This window comes from Thiomicrorhabdus arctica DSM 13458 (genome assembly GCF_000381085.1).
Lineage (GTDB): Bacteria > Pseudomonadota > Gammaproteobacteria > Thiomicrospirales > Thiomicrospiraceae > Thiomicrorhabdus > Thiomicrorhabdus arctica.
Map to the genome: position 1 here is coordinate 1279999 of NZ_KB905899.1, position 18542 is coordinate 1298540.

14 protein-coding genes are annotated in these 18542 nt (G+C 41.6%); 4 read left to right on the plus strand and 10 right to left on the minus strand.

Features of this window, described 5'->3' with window-relative positions; translation table 11 throughout:
- Positions 1 to 40 precede the first annotated feature (40 nt).
- A complete protein-coding gene (locus F612_RS0105960; protein ID WP_019556845.1) occupies positions 41 to 886 on the minus strand; it encodes an ion transporter in 846 nt (281 codons plus the stop codon).
- A 179-nt stretch (positions 887 to 1065) separates the two neighbouring features.
- Here F612_RS0105960 and F612_RS0105965 point away from each other — a divergent pair, with 179 nt between their 5' ends.
- Positions 1066 to 1317: a 2Fe-2S iron-sulfur cluster-binding protein gene (locus F612_RS0105965; RefSeq protein ID WP_019556846.1), complete on the plus strand. Its 252-nt coding sequence runs from the start codon at positions 1066 to 1068 to the stop codon at positions 1315 to 1317.
- A gap of 148 nt (positions 1318 to 1465) precedes the next feature.
- Here the strand turns inward: F612_RS0105965 and F612_RS0105970 are convergent, their stop codons facing one another.
- A complete protein-coding gene (locus F612_RS0105970; protein WP_019556847.1) occupies positions 1466 to 2434 on the minus strand; it encodes a PstS family phosphate ABC transporter substrate-binding protein in 969 nt (322 codons plus the stop codon).
- Between the two features lie 265 nt (positions 2435 to 2699).
- Between F612_RS0105970 and F612_RS0105975 the strand changes: the two genes are divergently transcribed.
- Positions 2700 to 4271 carry an inorganic phosphate transporter gene (locus F612_RS0105975; RefSeq protein WP_019556848.1) on the plus strand — a complete coding sequence of 524 codons (1572 nt, stop codon included), beginning with the start codon at positions 2700 to 2702 and terminating at the stop codon, positions 4269 to 4271.
- A gap of 344 nt (positions 4272 to 4615) precedes the next feature.
- Here the strand turns inward: F612_RS0105975 and phoR are convergent, their stop codons facing one another.
- The 6 genes from phoR to F612_RS0106005 all read right to left on the minus strand — a co-directional run bounded on the left by phoR (position 4616) and on the right by F612_RS0106005 (position 12316).
- Positions 4616 to 5905, minus strand: a complete 1290-nt coding sequence (phoR, locus tag F612_RS0105980) for a phosphate regulon sensor histidine kinase PhoR (protein ID WP_019556849.1) — start codon at positions 5903 to 5905, stop codon at positions 4616 to 4618.
- Between the two features lie 3 nt (positions 5906 to 5908).
- Complete coding sequence (phoB, locus tag F612_RS0105985; protein WP_019556850.1) at positions 5909 to 6607, minus strand: phosphate regulon transcriptional regulator PhoB; 699 nt, start codon at positions 6605 to 6607, stop codon at positions 5909 to 5911.
- 36 nt (positions 6608 to 6643) lie between these two features.
- On the minus strand, positions 6644 to 7375 hold the full coding sequence (gene phoU / locus F612_RS0105990) for a phosphate signaling complex protein PhoU (RefSeq protein WP_019556851.1): 732 nt from the start codon (positions 7373 to 7375) through the stop codon (positions 6644 to 6646).
- 58 nt (positions 7376 to 7433) lie between these two features.
- On the minus strand, positions 7434 to 8252 hold the full coding sequence (pstB, locus tag F612_RS0105995; protein WP_019556852.1) for a phosphate ABC transporter ATP-binding protein PstB: 819 nt from the start codon (positions 8250 to 8252) through the stop codon (positions 7434 to 7436).
- 109 nt (positions 8253 to 8361) lie between these two features.
- Entirely contained in the window at positions 8362 to 10002 is a 1641-nt protein-coding gene (gene pstA, locus F612_RS0106000) for a phosphate ABC transporter permease PstA (protein WP_019556853.1), read from the minus strand.
- A 10-nt stretch (positions 10003 to 10012) separates the two neighbouring features.
- Complete coding sequence (locus tag F612_RS0106005) at positions 10013 to 12316, minus strand: ABC transporter permease subunit (RefSeq protein WP_019556854.1); 2304 nt, start codon at positions 12314 to 12316, stop codon at positions 10013 to 10015.
- A 381-nt stretch (positions 12317 to 12697) separates the two neighbouring features.
- Here F612_RS0106005 and glnA point away from each other — a divergent pair, with 381 nt between their 5' ends.
- Positions 12698 to 14104: a type I glutamate--ammonia ligase gene (glnA, locus tag F612_RS0106010; protein WP_019556855.1), complete on the plus strand. Its 1407-nt coding sequence runs from the start codon at positions 12698 to 12700 to the stop codon at positions 14102 to 14104.
- Between the two features lie 98 nt (positions 14105 to 14202).
- Here the strand turns inward: glnA and glnE are convergent, their stop codons facing one another.
- Together glnE and F612_RS0106020 are read right to left on the minus strand one after the other, a co-directional pair.
- Positions 14203 to 16974, minus strand: coding sequence for a bifunctional [glutamate--ammonia ligase]-adenylyl-L-tyrosine phosphorylase/[glutamate--ammonia-ligase] adenylyltransferase (gene glnE / locus F612_RS0106015; RefSeq protein ID WP_019556856.1), 2772 nt, complete (start codon positions 16972 to 16974; stop codon positions 14203 to 14205).
- Positions 16975 to 17204: 230 nt separating this feature from the next.
- Positions 17205 to 17972: a class I SAM-dependent methyltransferase gene (locus tag F612_RS0106020; RefSeq protein WP_019556857.1), complete on the minus strand. Its 768-nt coding sequence runs from the start codon at positions 17970 to 17972 to the stop codon at positions 17205 to 17207.
- Between the two features lie 222 nt (positions 17973 to 18194).
- Between F612_RS0106020 and F612_RS0106025 the strand changes: the two genes are divergently transcribed.
- Positions 18195 to 18533, plus strand: coding sequence for a P-II family nitrogen regulator (locus tag F612_RS0106025; RefSeq protein ID WP_019556858.1), 339 nt, complete (start codon positions 18195 to 18197; stop codon positions 18531 to 18533).
- Positions 18534 to 18542 lie beyond the last annotated feature (9 nt).

Below are 18542 nucleotides of genomic sequence, written 5' to 3' on the forward strand. Positions count from 1 at the left end.
GATACTGGTAATAAATGACCAGGCCTGGTCATTTCTTTATTCAGGGTTTATTGAGCGGCTGTTGCGCTAATAAAATATCGAGTTTTTGGTGTAAGGCCGATATTTCTGATTCGATACGAATTTCATAACACTCTTTCGCACTCTTCTCATCAGCAAGCGAGTCCGCTATATTTTCGGCTTCCATTTTCTTATGCTCTTCATCGAGCACTTCAACCACGATACCAATCATCATGTTCAAGAAGACAAATGCTGAGAAAAAGATAAACGTAATGAAATAAATCCAACTAAAACGGTATAAGGTCATGGCCTCGTACATCACATCTGTCCAATCTTCAAAGGTGGCCACACGGAATAATGTTAAAAGAGAGACCCCTAGATCGCCCCATAAAACCGGATTTAGATGTCCAAACAGTAAATTTCCGATCACTGCATACAAATAGAAAATAATAAACATGAGTAACGCGACATACCCCATTCTCGGCATCGCTGAAATTAAGGCGTTGACTAAAACGCGCAATTCGGGAATAAAGGAAATTAATCGCATGACACGGAAAAGACGTAACATTCGTGCAACCAAAGCATATTGTGAATCGTCTAATGGAATTAGGCTGACCACGACAATGATAAAGTCAAAGATGTTCCAACCCTTTTTGAAAAAATCTGTAAAGCGTTGTTCTGCAGCCATACGAATAGTAAGCTCAATGACAAAAAATAGAGTCACAGCATAGTCTAAAAATCGCAGTCCACCATCCAATAAAGGATGCAGTTCGTAGGTTCGAACTCCAATCACCAAAGATGAAAAAACAATCACACCGATGACAAATAACTCGAATACTTTGTTATCACGAATTTCTTGAAAACGTGCTTGGAACAATTCCCAACTCATTTTTAACTCCACCCTTATTTATAATGAATTATGGTCAAGAGATGAACTCTAAACAATAATGAAACCTTTCTAAAATTTTGGCTATTTTACTGTATTCGCATTTTAAAATAGTTGTTAAAATAGCTTTTTAAAATTGAATGACCATTCGAAACAATTCAACGAAATAATAGGAGTATACGATGGCTAAAATCACGGTAGTGGGACAAGGAGACTGCGAGTTTGATGGAGAATTTTCAATGTTAGAGGCATTGGATGAAGGTGGTTTTGATATGCCTTATAGTTGTCGTGGAGGTAATTGCGGTGCCTGTAGCGTTCGTCTAATTTCTGGTGAGGTGGTTGAGATTCAAACCCCTGTCTATGATTCCGGTGAAGGCGAAATTCTAACCTGTAGCTGCATTCCGGTTAGTGATGTCGTTATTGAACTGATTTAAGCCTCACACATTACAAGTGAGAGTCGATTCAAATAGCCTCACTCGACCTAGCTAATTTGATCCTGCTTAAATTTTCAGACATAAAAAAGCCCCAAATAAATGGGGCTTTTTTAGTTTTACAGTCAAATCGAATCAAATAGTTTAAATCTTATTTGATTTTGTTTAACTCTTTTTGTGCAACAGCTACTGGTAATGGGATATAACCATCTTTAGCAACATCTTGCTGACCTTTTTCAGAAAGAACCAACTTAAGGAACTCTTTAACAACAGGCTCTAGAGGCTTGTTAGGTGCTTTGTTTACATAAACATAAAGCAGACGAGCTAATGGGTAAGTACCATCAACTGCGTTCGCTGGATTAGCTTCGATAAAAGCGCCACCGTCTTTCTTCGTCAGAGGGACAGCCTTAACACCAGCCGTTCTATAACCGATACCTGAATAACCAATACCGTTTAATGAAGCTGAAACAGACTGTACAACAGAAGCTGAACCAGGTTGCTCATTTACAGAAGACTTATAATCTCCTTTACAAAGCGCTTTTTTCTTGAAGTAACCATAAGTTCCTGACACGGAATTACGACCGTAAATTTGGATACTCTTATTTCCTAAATTACCCTTAACGCCAGCTTCACCCCAAGTTGTGATGTCAGCTTTAGTACCACATTTACGTGTTGAAGAGAAAATTGCATCGACTTGAGGAAGAGATAGACCCTTAATTGGGTTATCTTTATGAACGTAAACCGCTAAAGCATCGATTGCAACGGCAACTTTTGTTGGCTTATAACCGTGCTTATGCTCAAACATTGCAATTTCTTTAGACTTCATCTGACGACTCATCGGACCGATGTTAGATGTACTTTCAGTCAATGCTGGTGGTGCAGTAGAAGAACCCGCGGCCTGAATTTGGATATTCACATTAGGGTAAGTACGTTTGAACTCTTCAGCCCATAATGTCATTAAGTTAGCCAATGTATCTGACCCTACAGAAGAAAGGTTCCCTGAAACACCTGATACTTTTTGGTAAGGTGCTAATGCTGTTTCACTTGCATAAGAAACTAACGGTGCCGCTAAAGTTGCTACAGAAAGGCCTAATGCCATAACGATTTGAGATTTTTTCATCTTGTTGCTCCAGAAGATTTGTAAACACAATTTCATTTAATTCGAGGGCTATTCTAGAGTAGCTTCATAAAACTACGTTGACAGAAATATGACAAGTATGTGACATCCAATTCCATAACAATTCCGATAATAAATACACCCTTTCTTATTTAAAAGCAACAGGCAGTTGGTAATTGTCAAAAAAGTATAATATTCCTTTTGAAGGGCTTTATTTTTATATACAATTCACGGATCAAATTTAATCAAATAATCGAGTCTAAATTTTATGGAACTTCGAAATATCAATGACCTTGAAAAAGCGACCTTAAGTGGCCGTAAAGAGATGCTCCGTTTCGGGATTGCTCTATTCTTCATTATTGGAATCATTCTCTTCACCTCAGGCATGCAAAATGGTACAGGGGTCATGAGCGTAGAACTGATCGTTGCAGCCATGATTGGTGGCTATATGGCACTTAATATCGGTGCTAACGATGTTGCAAATAATGTTGGACCTGCGGTTGGCTCTAAAGCATTAACCTTAACCGGTGCTATTATATTAGCGGCGATCTTTGAATCTGCAGGTGCCTTAATCGCTGGTGGAGATGTTATCAGCACCATTAAAAAAGGCATTATAGACCCTGGATTGATCAATGATCCACAGACCTTTATCTGGTTAATGATGGCAGCTCTATTGGCTGCCGCTTTATGGTTAAACATTGCGACGGCATTAGGTGCACCAGTATCAACCACACACTCGATTGTGGGTGGTGTTTTAGGTGGCGGCATCGCCGCCGCCGGTTGGGACATTGCGAACTGGAACCAGGTAGGGGCCATTGCCGCTAGCTGGATTATCTCTCCCTTGTTAGGAGGTTTGATTGCCGCTGGGTTCCTAATGTGGATCAAACGTAGCATTACCTATAAAGATGATATGGTAAACGCTGCCAAGAGAACCTTACCGTTGTTGATTGCGATAATGGCTTGGGCTTTCTCAACCTACTTGGTGATGAAAGGTCTGAAAAAGATCTGGAAGGTTGATTTTGAAATTGCCCTATTAATCGGTTTTGGGATTGCTGTTGCAGTTTACCTAACTGTTCGACCACTGATAACGCGTCAAGCAAACTACTTGCAAAACAGCAAACGCAGTGTCAACACATTGTTTACTATCCCGTTAATTTTTGCAGCGGCTTTATTAAGTTTTGCACATGGCGCGAACGATGTCGCCAATGCGGTTGGACCGCTGGCGGCGATTAACGATGCCATTAACTCTCAAGGCATCCATGCTAAGGCTGAGATTCCTTTATGGATTATGGTGATTGGTGCGATTGGTATCAGCTTAGGTTTACTACTATTTGGCCCTAAATTGATTCGCACCGTTGGCTCTGAAATCACTGAACTTGACCAAATGCGCGCTTATTCAGTTGCTATGGCAGCCTCGATTACAGTGATTATTGCGTCACAGCTTGGCCTCCCTGTCAGCTCAACCCACATTGCAGTGGGGGGCATTTTCGGAGTAGGTTTTTTACGTGAATACTTAAAGCGTAGTTATGCTAAAGCCATTCAAGAGATAAAAGACCATCACCAAGGTGAGGATGAGGAGGAAGTCAATGCTTACATTCGACGTTTCGCGAATGCCTCCATTGCTGAAAAGAAATACATGCTTTCGCAACTGAAACAGAAAGAAGCTGAAGTTGAGTTAAGTAAAAAAGAACGCAAGAGTTTAAATAAAGTTTACCAAACGGAACTGGTTAAACGCTCGGCATTCTTAAAAATTGTGACCGCCTGGGTCGTTACCGTTCCGGCTTCCGCAGGAATGGCGGCACTCATTTACTTTGCGATTCGCGGCATGATGATTCCTTAAAGCTTAGCTACCTCACCAGTAGACTAAAAAGGGAGCCTCGGCTCTCTTTTGTATGTCTAGCTGTTATGCAGATGAGTGGCTAAAAGCGGACACCAAAACGTCACGCTAAGAGAATGGCCAGGCCTGGTAGAGTGAGAAATAAGACTTAAAATTCAGATTTTCTTAATCTCGATCATTCAGCGAAAGAAAGGTGACAATTTAAGCGAAGTCGACAATCCAAACAGACCATTATTAGAATGGTCTTCTTAAACTACATACATAGAACCACAGTGGACAGACTTAACTTTCTTAAGTTTCGTAAGTTTGAGTGTTTATGGGGAACATTTATAAAAGAGTGAAACTTTTTATTGAACAACAATATCCAAGGGGAAATCGCATTTAAAAACACTGCCTTTGCCGATCACGCTTTCAACCTTCAAGGTTGTACCGTGCTGTTCTAGAACATGCTTAACAATTGACAAACCGAGCCCTGTACCACCTGTCACTCGTGAACGATCTTTGTCAACGCGATAAAAACGTTCAGTCAAGCGAGGAATATGTTCAGCGGCGATTCCCAACCCCTGGTCCTTCACTTCATAGTGCGCCCCCTCTTTATCCAGGTACCAGCGAATCGTGATATTGCCCCCTTCAGGAGAGTAACGAACCGCATTCGCCACCAGATTCATGAAAACACTCTTCAGCGGCTCGGTATAACCCTGTAACCTTAGGTCAGGACTTATCTCAAATACAATATGATGTGCATCACTTCCAAGCTGCCGAGCCTCAACACTGATATTTTGTAAAATTTCAGGAACATCGACACTCGTGGCGGCTGACGTGATCGAATCCGCTTCCATTGAGGAAAGGGTTAAGAGGTCTTCGATAATCGACTGCATCCGATTGGATTGGTTTTCCATGTGCTCTAAAGGGGTTTTCCAAAGGATCTGTTGTTCACCCGGCATATCCTGCATCAGCTCAAGATACCCTTTCAGAACCGTTAAAGGCGTTCTTAATTCATGTGAGGCATTAGCAATAAAATCACGTCTAATTTGAGCCAGCTGATAAAGTTCAGTAATGTCTCGTACCACCAACAACTTATGACTTTCAAAGTAGGGAATTATTTTGAGATCAAAAGTACGTTGCTTGCCCTGTAATGTGTTCAAAATAAGAGCTTCTTGAAAGTCGGTTATGTTCAAATACTCAATAAATTCAGGCTGACGAATAATACCTTCGACCTTACGACCTATATCCTGTCTACGTATACCCAACATTGATTCGGATGGTGTATTAAACCATTCAATATAGTTATTCTGGTCTAGTGAAACGATCGCATCCGGGATCTGCATTGAAGCGGCTTTAAATTGCTCTGATTTATACAGATGCAAATCCGCGTGTTTTTCAAGCGCACGTTGTTTTTTCGAAACCAGATAACTTAACTCACTCCAAAAACCAGAAGCGGGTGGAAAAGTTGCATAACTGCCGCCACTCATCCATCTTTCAAACTTCCGCATACTCCACAACTGTCGTCCCATATAGGAAAGCAGATATAAAACAAAACAGACAATCCAAGCATTGGTTAACCAGGCGATAAACACCACAATCCATGCACTGGTGATGATCCAGGTGAGTTCTCGCTTAACGCCACTGGAGAGCAACGTTTAAGCGTCCGTCACTGAAAAACGGTAACCTGAACCACGAATGGTTTGAATATAGTCTGCAACTTCCAAGGGTTCCAACAGCTTGCGTAAACGTCGAATATGCACATCTACGGTTCGATCTTCAACCACGACATTGGTGCCCCAGACTTCATCCAATAACTGACTGCGTGAGAATACACGATTAGGGTGAGTCATAAAAAAGTGAATCAATCTAAACTCAGAAGGCCCTAAAGAGACTTCTTGTTGATCAATAAAAAAACGATGGCTGGTCAAATCCAATTGCATCTTGCCAGATTCGATCCTGTCCGTTAGAGGTTTATCCGACAATTGACGGCGTAATAAGGCTTGTACACGAGCGACTAATGCACGAGGTGAAAAAGGCTTCACCACGTAATCATCGGCACCAGAATCGAAGCCTTTAACCTGATCTTCTTCTTCACCACGCGCAGTCAGCATAATAATTGGCAAAGACTGTGTCTGGCTATTTTGGCGTACTTTTTGGGCGAAAGCGACCCCTGACATACCTGGGAGCATCCAATCCAGTAAGATCAGATCAGGCTTATCCTCCAAGGCAATCTTCCAGCCTATTTCTGCATCAGGGGCTTCGCGCACCAAGTATCCCGAAGCACTTAAAGTAAACTTTAGCATGTCACGAATAGCCGCTTCATCTTCTATAATCAGAATTATCTGTTGACTCACTTAGTATTCCTCATTGAAATTCTAGACATTTTGGCCTTACTCTTTAACACCATCTAAAAATTCACTTAATTTGACGGTATCCATATTTCGGATATCTCGACCTTCAACCAAATAAACAACACTTTCCGTTAGGTTAACGACATGATCCGTTATACGTGAACAGGCTCTGACAGCATAAATCATCTCCATTAAATGCTCAGGAGAGTGTCCAGTTTTTTCAAAAGCTTCTTGAATTTCAGCCAATGCATGCTTCTGTACAAGTTCCATTCTTTCTTGATCATCCACTATATCAATGATTTCGGATAAATCCAGACACGAAAATGCATTTAGAGATTTTTTTAGGTTCTCTACGCCGCATGACGCAATCTCAACTAACCCTTTAAACCCTGGTAAACTCGAGCATTGAACACGTTGTTTAGCCATTCTTGAGGAAAGCTTTGAAGCAATTACGGCCTCATCACCGATACGCTCTAAATCGACAGCCATGCGAATTGAGATAATAATCAAGCGTAAATCAGATGCTCTTGGCTGCTGTCTTGCTAAGACCATTGCACAAAGACGATCAATTTCCATCTCTTCTCTATTGACGATTTTATCCAGTTGCTTAACTTTCTTAGCAATCGATCTATCATCACAGGTTGTCGCTTCTAACAAATAATCAAGCTGCCTCTCTACCAAACCACCCATTTCGAGTACTTGATTGAATAATGCTTCTAAGTTGCGATTAAGCTGTCCTGAAATATGTTCATTAAATTGTCCTCTCTCCATAATTCTCTCCTCAAATTTATACAATGACCGATTCTAGTTGTTGAAACAATCGGTTCAATTAGCCATAACGACCGGTAATGTAATCCTCTGTGCGCTTGACTTTTGGATTGGTAAATAAATTGTCGGTAGAGGAATATTCGATCAACTCCCCCATATACATAAAAGCGGTGTAGTCAGAAACACGCGCCGCTTGTTGCATATTGTGGGTAACGATCAGTATAGTGAAATCCTTCTTCAGTTCAAATATCAGTTCTTCAATCGCTAAGGTTGAAATAGGATCCAGGGCTGAAGTCGGTTCATCCAACAATAAAACATCTGGTTTGATGGCAATTGCCCGAGCAATACATAATCTTTGTTGCTGTCCACCCGACATAGCAAGCGCATTATCATCCAGACGATCCTTCGCCTCTTCCCATAGTCCAGCACTCTTTAAAGCCCACTCTACCGTCTCATCCAGTAACGCCTTGTCTTTAATACCCTGTAGCCGTAGGCCGTAACAAACATTTTCATAGATTGACTTTGGAAATGGATTTGGCTTCTGAAAAACCATGCCTACTCGTCGGCGCAATGCTGACACATCCATCTGCTTTTCATACATATCATCACCGTGCAGAGCCATTTTACCCTCTACGCTAACGATATCAATTAAATCATTCATGCGGTTAAAACAACGCAACAATGTCGATTTTCCACAACCAGAAGGACCAATAAAAGCAGTCACTCTGTTTTCTGGCACCAGCATATTCACATTACTTAACGCTTGCTTATCACCATAATAAAGATTCCAATTTTTAACTTCTATGGCAATTTTTTCATTTTCCAATGATAAGGCTTTATTCGATCTGTCTAATGCGATATTCATCTTTGCTTCACTCATGATTTGACTCATCTCTTTTTGTTCAAATCTATTCCGTTTACCAGAGGCCTAACAGAATAGTAAAAATTTTATTAATGTTCCCAAAAAACCGCTATAAGACAAGCTTTCATTAATTTTCGAGCGCTTTATACTTTTCGCGCAGACGGTTACGAATGGTAATTGCTCCTAAGTTCAATGACACAATAATAATCACTAATAACAGTGAGGTAGCATAAACCAAGGGTTGTGCCGCTTCAACATTCGGACTCTGAAAACCGACATCATAAATATGGAAGCCTAAATGCATAAATTTATTGTCTAAATGAATAAAAGGTGCCACCGAATCAATTGGTAATTCAGGTGCTAACTTGACCACACCCACCAGCATCAACGGTGCAACCTCGCCTGCCGCACGGGCAATGGCTAAAATCAAACCCGTCATAATGGCAGGAGTTGCCATGGGTAAAACAATCTTCCAGATCGTTTCAGACTTGGTGGCGCCTAATGCTAACCCGCCTTCGCGTAAGGACATGGGGATGCGAGACAAACCTTCCTCAGTCGAGACGATGACGACCGGCAAGGTTAATAAAGCCATGGTTAAAGAGGCCCAAAGCAAGCCAGGTGTACCAAAAGTGGGACTTGGCAGCGCATAACCGTAGAATAACTCATCAATTGAGCCCCCTATAATGTATACGAAGAAACCAAGGCCAAATATACCGAATACTATAGAAGGCACACCGGCTAAGTTATTAATAGAGATGCGAACTAAACGTAGTATCAATCCATCTTTAGCATACTCACGCATATAGATGGCCGCAACAACCCCCATTGGGGTCACGAACACCGTCATTAATAAGACCATGACGATCGTACCAATCATAGCAGGAAAAATACCGCCTTCTGTGTTTGCTTCTCGAGGATCTTCACTGATAAAATGCCCAATAGAACTGAAGAAAAACCCAAGTTTTTCAACGTAGTTCATATTGTTAGGTTGCCAAAATTGAACCACCTTTTCAACGGGCACTCTTAATACTTGCCCGTTACTAATAGCGACAGCCACCTCACCCAATGTCTCCTTTTGGTCATATAAAACTTTCACTTCTGCTTGGTAAGCTATAAACGTTTTTTGAAACTCAGCACGTTCTGCTTTTAAACGACTCTCATCCTCCGGCGTAAAGGCCCCTTTAATGCGGAGCTTCTTCTCTTCAAAACGTAGATCTTCAATATGCTTATTGACAGCGCCCATATCGAATTTTTCAATTGAGGTTATCGCAGAATGAAGTGCCTTGCCTTTCGCAACTTGGACTTGTAATTCTGAACGAATCTGAGTTGGATCATTGGTCGTCTTGCCATTCAACGTAAAAGATGAAAAATGCCCATAAACATTCCCGTACTCATATCGCTCAATAACGACCGGATCCTTCGCTAAGGTGTCCATTTTTCCTTGAACATTTTCAGAACTGACCCATTTAAAGTCAATTCCGAAAACATCTCGGTTTCCCATTTTAATAAGGTATTGTGGAATCAGTGTTTTTAAACCGGATGCTTCCACTACGACTTTGTTTTTAGTTTCTTGTAACTCGCCTAATATCCGAGTTGTGTCACCATTCGGGCTACCAATATTAAACTCATATACTGGATGTGGCCAAAAATGCGCCAAGCCTTTATAAGAAATCATTGCCAATAGGCTCAAAACCAATACCACACTGATACTAACCGTCGAGGCACTTAGCCAGATCCAATGCTCGCCTTTGTTTAACCATTCTTTCATCATGACTCTCCTACAATGAACCGTATTTACGTCGCATACGCTGTCTAACGACTTCTGCTAACGTATTAAACACAAAGGTAAAAATAAACAGCACTAGGCCGGCTAAGAATAAAACTCGATAATGTGAACTGGCGACTGCCGCTTCTGGCATTTCAATAGCAAGGTTAGCCGCCAAAGTTCGCATCCCTTCAAATAAATTCATTGTCATCAGAGGGGTATTACCAGACGCCATTAAGACAATCATCGTTTCACCAACGCCTCGACCAAAGCCCAGCATAACTGCTGAAAAGATCCCTGGACTCGCGGTTGGAATCACCACACCAATCAAGGTTTGCCAACCACTGGCACCCAAAGCAAGTGAACCATTGACGAGATAAGTAGGCACATTATAGATCGCATCTTCAGTGACCGAGAAAATGGTCGGAATGAGGGCAAAACCCATTGCAAACCCGATAACCATGGCATTACGTTGATCGAAATCAATGCCAGCACTGAAGGTTAACCAATGACGCATATCGCCATTAAACCAAGCGTTTTCCATTGGAGAACTCATTTGCATAGCAAACCAGCCAAGTAAAATGACAACAGGAATCATTAAAATGGCACGCTTCCCTAGAGGAACACTATTACGAATTGATTTAGGCAGTCGGGTCCAGCCGAAACCAAACAAAATGACACCGACGGGAATCACAATCAAAAGGGCAAAGAAACCAGGTAGATTCTCTTCCATATGCGGCGCAAGCCACAGGCCTGCCAAAAACCCTAAAATAACCGTTGGTAGAGCTTCGATCATTTCAACTGTAGGTTTCACCCATTGCCGAGTTTGCCTGTCCATAAAAAAGGCTGTAAATATTGCCGCTAAGATCGCAATCGGGACGGCAAATAGCATGGCATAAAAAGCGGCTTTAATGGTTCCGAAAGTCAAAGGCATTAGGGAAAACTTCGGTTCAAAGTCGGAACTTGCCGAAGAGGACTGCCAAGTATAAGTCGGTTCTGAATAACCTTCGTACCAAACTTTACTCCATAAGCTTGAGAAAGAGACATCAGGATGATCATTGTCAATATCATACTGAACCAACTCACCATCTTGTGTTTCCACTAAAGCTCCATTAGAACGAGGGGCCATCACGACCAGGCCTGCAGCGCCTTGAGAAACCTGCTTAGTCGCTAGATGGCGTTCAGCGGTAGAGTTATACAGTTTAAATTCTCCAGCAGCATCCGTGACCGCAAAACCTTTGCGCCCTTTTTCAATCGCAATTGACTGAATCGGTGAGTCACTGACTTTAAATGAACGAATGTGCTGTAAAGAGAAAATATTATCATTATCACGGACTGGGAACCATTGGTGAACATTCCCTTTATCCGTACCGATCATCAAAGAGTAGTCACCTAATAAAAAGCGAATCACCGTTGGGTGCTCACTATTCTCGACTAGAGCTACATGCTGTAATAAACTCGGCGCTTCCAAGTCAGATAGATCGTAGTAATCTGCCGTACCATTTTTAGAGATCACATAAAGGTTACGTCCACTACCATCGAGCATTAACCACTTTGGAATCATAGTCGATTCAAAATCAACCGATGAATCTTCTTCTAGGCTGACTGAGTCATTGAACATAGACTCTGTTTTAGAGAAGGATTTAATTGCAACTCGCTTAGATCCTTTTGTCTGATAAGCCACTCGGACCTCTTCATCCAATGACTTAATCGCTAACGACTGAATAGCTGAATCACTGACTTGAAGAATATCTTTACCATATGGATAAGTGACTTCAGGTGAGACTACGCGCTGATCATTCGGGTAACTAATTTGATAACCGTATTTAGCAAACAGTATCCCGCCTTCTGAAAGGCCGAATGCAACCAGATTCTGCAATTCATTGACCACCGTAAAGCTTGTGATACTCTGACCTTGTAGTGGCAAATCTTCTGTCAGCTGAATACGACCATCCGCTAGATCAAAGCCGATTAGTTTACCTGACTCAGTCATTCTCATTGCAGAAGATTTGTATTCATCCACACCATAATAGAGCGTCTTTTCAGCATGACCGCCCGGTAGATCATAACGTTGATGTTGCTCAACACTGGCTGGAACAAATAAGGGAATAACGACGTATAGCAAAAAGAACATAATTAATAGGACTGAAAAAATAACGCCTATACCGCCAATGGAGATACCCCACTTAACGAGTTTGTCCTTGATATTTCTGCGTTTGATTCGCTTTTCAAACGCCGGCCCTGTGAGAGCAGCCTCTAAAGTCGAATGAGGTTTTTTGTCCCCTGCTGTAGTCATATGCTTTTTAACCTGTTTCATGAGTTGACAAGATCTATTCAATTTTATAATGAGTCTAAATGTTCGAAGATTATAATCCACTAATATGACAGCTAAATTGCAAAATACATAAAACCTAAATGCGACTTGTCATAAAACGGTAACATTTCTATGAAAAATAACATTAAGACTGACACTACACCGCCTATATACACTTTCTTGCACCACTAAAAAGATGCAACGCACCATTATTTTTAACTTTACCACCCTACTAGGCCCCATTTAATTACTCTTGAATTTATGCCAAATGCTTTAAATTCAATTAGTTAAACTTTTAGTAGAAATAATTGGAATTTTGGCACGTTTCAAGCTAACATTCCTAAAGTTCTAATTTTTAATGTATAGCCCTAAAAGGATAGCAAAATGTCTCAAGAGATTTTCGACTTAATTAAAGACAATGATGTAACGTGGGCTGATCTACGTTTTACAGATACACACGGTAAAGAGCAACACGTGACCATCCCTGCATCAGCAATTGATGAAGATTTCTTTACTGACGGTGAAACGTTTGACGGTTCTTCAATCGCGGGTTGGAAAGGCATCCACAACTCAGACATGATCTTAATGCCTCAGACAGATGGTTTTGTTTTAGATCCGTTTACCAATGATCCTACCATCATTATCCGCTGTATGGTTGTTGACCCATCAAATATGGAATCTTATGAAAAAGATCCTCGTGGCATCGCTAAAAAAGCCGAGGCTTATTTAAAATCTACAGGCGTTGCCGATTCTGCGTTCTTTGGTCCGGAACCAGAGTTTTTCATTTTTGATGATGTGCGCTGGGGCTTAGATATGTCTGGTTCTTTTGTAAAGATTGATGCAGACGAAGCCTCTTGGAACTCAGAAAAAGTATTTGCTAACGGCAACGTTGGTCACCGCCCTGGCATTAAAGGTGGCTATTTTCCAGTACCTCCAGTAGATCAGTTACATGAAGTACGTGCAGACATCTGCGCAATGTCTGAAGCAATGGGCCTAAAAATTGAAGCACACCACCACGAAGTCGCGACAGCTGGCCAGTGTGAGCTAGCAATTGCGGGTAACACCTTAACGGCTAAAGCCGATGAAGTTCAAATCCTAAAATATGCGGTACACAACACAGTGCACGCTCTAGGAAAAACAGCGACCTTTATGCCTAAACCAATCGTTGGTGATAACGGTAACGGTATGCACATCAATATGTCTTTATCTAAAGATGGTAAGAACATCTTTGCAGGCGACGTCTATGCTGGTCTTTCTCAGGAAGCGATTTGGTACATTGGTGGTTTAATGAAGCATGCTCGTGCATTAAATGCATTCACTAACCCGGGTACAAACTCTTACAAGCGTTTAGTCCCAGGCTTTGAAGCACCCATTTTACTAGCCTATTCTGGTTCTAACCGTTCTGCGTCTATTCGTATTCCATATGCTCCTTCTGAGCGTTCACGTCGTGTTGAGTTACGTTTCCCAGATCCAACGGCGAACCCATACTTAGCATTCGCTGCTTCGATGATGGCGGGACTTGACGGAATCATTAACAAGATCGATCCAGGCGCGCCTTCAGAGAAGGATCTATATGACCTTACTCCAGAAGAAGAAGCCACTTATGACACTGTTTGTGCATCATTAGAAGAAGCTCTAGATGCATTAAATGCAGATCGTGACTTCTTGACGGCGAGCGGTGTATTCACGGATGTGATGCTTGACTCTTATATCGAGCTGAAAATGGAACACGTTACTCAGTTACGTGCAACAACGCACCCAATTGAATTCGAGCTTTACTACTCTGCTTAATTCAGAACAGTAAGACATAAAAAAGCCCGCTTTATGCGGGCTTTTTTATGTCTGGTTAAAATAACCAGGCCTGGTAAAGCAGGCCGTTAAAATTAACATCAACCTAACATCAACTTATTCCAAACTGACTGCACGACTTCTCGTTGCACTTGATAACAGGTACTGGCCACTAAATACTTTTCTTTTTGCAAAGCCACTCGATGGTATTTAGAGCGGTAAACTTTATAAGCTTCAAGCAAGCCATCCACCTCCTGTAGACTCAATAATTTAGCTTCGGCAATCGCTTCGAGAATCCTTAAGTTATCACTAAATACAGACAGGTTAGGATATTGATGTGCATAAGCCAACACCAAAAACTGCACCATAAACTCGATATCCACAATCCCCCCTCTGCCCTGCTTTAAATCAAACAGCTCATCATTGCTTTTATCCAATTCATTTTGCATCCTCAAGCGCATATCCACCACCTCTGTTCGCAAACTCTCAATCGAGCGCTCTTTACATAAGAACTGGGTTTTAAACACTTCAAAAGCCGCAACCGACTCAGCATCCCCGACCACGGCACGTACTCGTACAAATGCTTGAGACTCCCATGTCCAGGCTTTATTTTCTAAATAATTTTTGTACCCTTCAAAATCCACCACCATCATGCCTGAAACACCATTCGGTCGCAGACGTGTATCTACTTCATACAAAACACCAGAAGGCATTAAGGTCGTCATCAATGAGATAATTTTCTGCCCCATTCTGACAAAGTAAATGGCATTATCTAAACTTTTACCCTTTAAAGATACCGCCTGATCGCTAGAGTTAAGTCCTTCATAGACAAAAACGATATCCAAATCCGAACCATATCCAAGTTCAATTCCACCAACTTTACCGTATCCCAGCACCATAAACGGGTTACGCTTATTGGCTTCAGTCATACCACCCGGTAAGCCACTGCGTTCCTGCATCATTTGCCAAGCAAATTCAACGGTTGCATTTAATACCGCTTCCGCTATCCAAGTCAGGTAGTCACTGACTTTTGTCACAGGGAGGTGTCCTGTAATGTCAGCTGCTGCAACTTTAAAGACTTGCGCATGGCGCCATTCACGAATTTGATTCATGAAAAGCTCTTCATCTTGACCCGTGCTATCCAATAAAGCTAGCGCTTCGTGCTGAAGCGCTGACGCTTCCAAAGGAGCATATAAGGTACGTTCATCTAATAGTTGATCCAATAAAGCGGGATACTTAACTAACATCTCTGTTAGCCAAGCACTGACATCACACAACTTAACTAAATGCGCTAAAGATTCGGGGTTTTCTTTTAACATCACCAAGTAGACACTACGCTTTGCAATGGCTTCAATCACCGATAGCACCCGTGTTAAAGACTGTTCACTGTATTCCGGTTTTAAGACTTCCTGCATCAAGAGCGGCATGGTTGCATTCAATCGTAACGCGCCTTCACGGCTTAAAATTTTAATGGTTCGACTGTCCTTAAAATCCCTTAACACCTTTAAAAAATGCGCCGCTTTATCAACGGGCAAATTTTGATCACTTAAATCACCAACGTCTTCTAAATCAGACAACCAAAGTTCTGATAATCGATCTTGAGATTCGCAAACTTCATCCTCTGCAAACACCTCATTAAATTGCCCCTGGACAAACTCTAGATGCTTACTTAACACGACCATAAACTCAGAATACTCAGAAAAACCCATTGAGTTTGCAAGCATAAGCTGTTGATGCGGTTCGCTCGGCAGTGAATGCGTCTGCTGATCGCGCCACTCTTGCAAGCGATTCTCTGCACGCCTTAAAAACACATAAGCCGATCGTAAATCTTGATGACTCTCTTCTTCCAAAAAATTGTTATCTTCTAAGACTTGTAACGTTGTTAATAGAGAACGACTTTGCAAGGTTTTATCGCGTCCACCGTGCACCAACTGAAAAGCTTGGGCAATAAACTCAATCTCTCTAATCCCGCCTGGCCCGAGTTTGATATTATGCTTCATACCCTTCTTTTTGACCTGCGCCGCAATCATCTGTTTTAATTCTCGCAAGGAATCCATCGCACTGAAATCCACATAACGACGATAGATAAATGGCCGCAAAATATCAAACATATACTTCGCATCAGTAGCATCGCCCGCCATCACTCGGGCCTTAACCAAAGCATAACGCTCCCAAGCACGACCATGGAGTTCGTAATAATGTTCTAAACTGGCAAACGTGACGGCTAAAGGCCCTGCATCACCAAAAGGTCGTAGACGCATATCGACACGATAGACAAAACCATCTCCAGTTGTTTCTGTTAATGACTTATTCAGTGCCTGACCTAAACGTGTGAAAAAGAGATCATTGGTAATGGTGCGCTTGGCATTTGAATATTCATCAAGGCGGGTTTCTCCCCCTTCTGGATAAGCAAAAATAAGATCAATATCGGATGAAAAATTAAGTTCTTGCCCTCCTAATTTCCCCATACCAATCACTAGCATTTTTTGCTGCAACCCAGATTCTCTACCGTAAGGAGTACCGTAACGCAGACATAAACGCTCATAATGCCAATCTAAGGCCGATGTCACCAAAGCATCGGCTAAATCCGACATGGTTAACATAACTTCTTGCAAACTTGCCAAGCCTGACAAGTCTCTAATGGCAATACGTCCCATCTGCCAGTTGCGGATTTGTCTTAACAAAGTCTTCAACTCTTCTTCGTCAACAGCATTCATAATTTGTTGATAGACTCTTTGATACAGTTCGCCTTCCGCCCACAGCTCTTGCCAATGAGCCTGCTCTAGCAATTCTGGAAAACGCTGAATTTTTTGCTCAACAAAAGGACTCCACTGCTGAACTTGTTCTAATGAATACTGCATCTTTGAAGACATCCCTTTACCTCGTAAAACCGTTAATTTATTCTTTCTAATGTAGCATTTTCAGAATGGATTGCGAGATGATTTTATCTCTTTAAGACTAATGACAAAACCTTCATTGGTTTTACTCATTGTTAGCGGATAACCACTGCATTGAATCGCTCAATGTAAGAAAACAAACAGGTCTGGCATGTCCTGCGGCTTTATACAAGCCGTGTGAGCGTAGGGTCATTATGAATCAAATATCACAAGCGATAGATATACAGGGTGGTTTGCCGACGATCCGACAACTCCCAAATCTCAGTGGGCGTTATTTCCGGAATTGCAAAACTATTGGAGATAAAAACAGAACCTGGTTGCATCTCCTCTTTAATCTTTTGCCAAAGTTTAGGCATTGGCTCTGGCGATAAAAAGGCATACACAATATCATAGTAACTTAAGTCTGTTTTCCACATATCCATAGCATAGGTACGTCCCCCGCGAAGGCGGGTATAAATCTTTGAAAACAAATAGGGGATCGGTGCCGTTTCTACGCCGTGAGACTCACTAATATTCAACTGCCCAGCCATGAATACGACATTGCCTCCCAAGCCACAACCCAAATCTAAAAAGGTTTGATTCACCTGAGGCTTAATAAATTTTTTCAATGCCTTACGAGTTGTAGAATTTGTCAGGTAAAGCGGCACCCTCTCCGTTAAAGCATTGGAAAACACTAACCAAACCAGTGCAAATATTCCCAGAGCCCACAGTGGATTAAATTCAACTAGAAGCCCCACATACAACCCAATTGGAATAAAAAATTGAATCCAACGCCACCAACAAGGTAAACCTAAACGACAACTAATCATGGCTGCCAACAATGCTTGAATCAAGACCAAAAGTGAATAAGAGTATGGTGGCGTGACCACTTTGGGCGCCAAAGTGACACCCAAAGTAAGAACAAGCAATACTATTAACTGAATGAACAGCGCTAAAACAATCTTCGGCAACCTTATTAATTGTTTAATCAACATACTTAACCATGCCCAACCCTCTTTAAAAACACTTCAAATGCACCAGCTTGAAACAAAGCTGGCACCATATCAATACAAACAAATTCTAAAACGTCTTAAAAACTATAAAATACACCCTAAAATACAGGTAACTAATTGATATTTAAGAAAACAAACATACCTGGCATCAAATACGCTATTGTTAAGTCGCAAATAACATAAATAATTTAAAGAGAGGTTAGTATGAAACTGGTTGTTGCAATTATCAAACCTTTTAAACTTGATGACGTTCGCGAAGCACTGCATGATGTTGATGTGCACGGTATGACCGTTACAGAGTCGAAAGGTTTTGGCCGCCAAAAGGGTCACACAGAAATATATCGTGGTGCAGAGTACGCGATTGAGTTCCTACCTAAATTACGACTGGAAGTCGCTGTATCAGATGAGCAGCTTGACAGCGTCATTGAAACAATTGGGGCGGCGGCTCGAACAGGTAAAATTGGAGACGGAAAAATATTCGTTATGCCATTAGAACAAGCGGTGCGTATTCGTACTGAAGAAACTGGCGATATCGCTCTTTAAGGAAAGGAT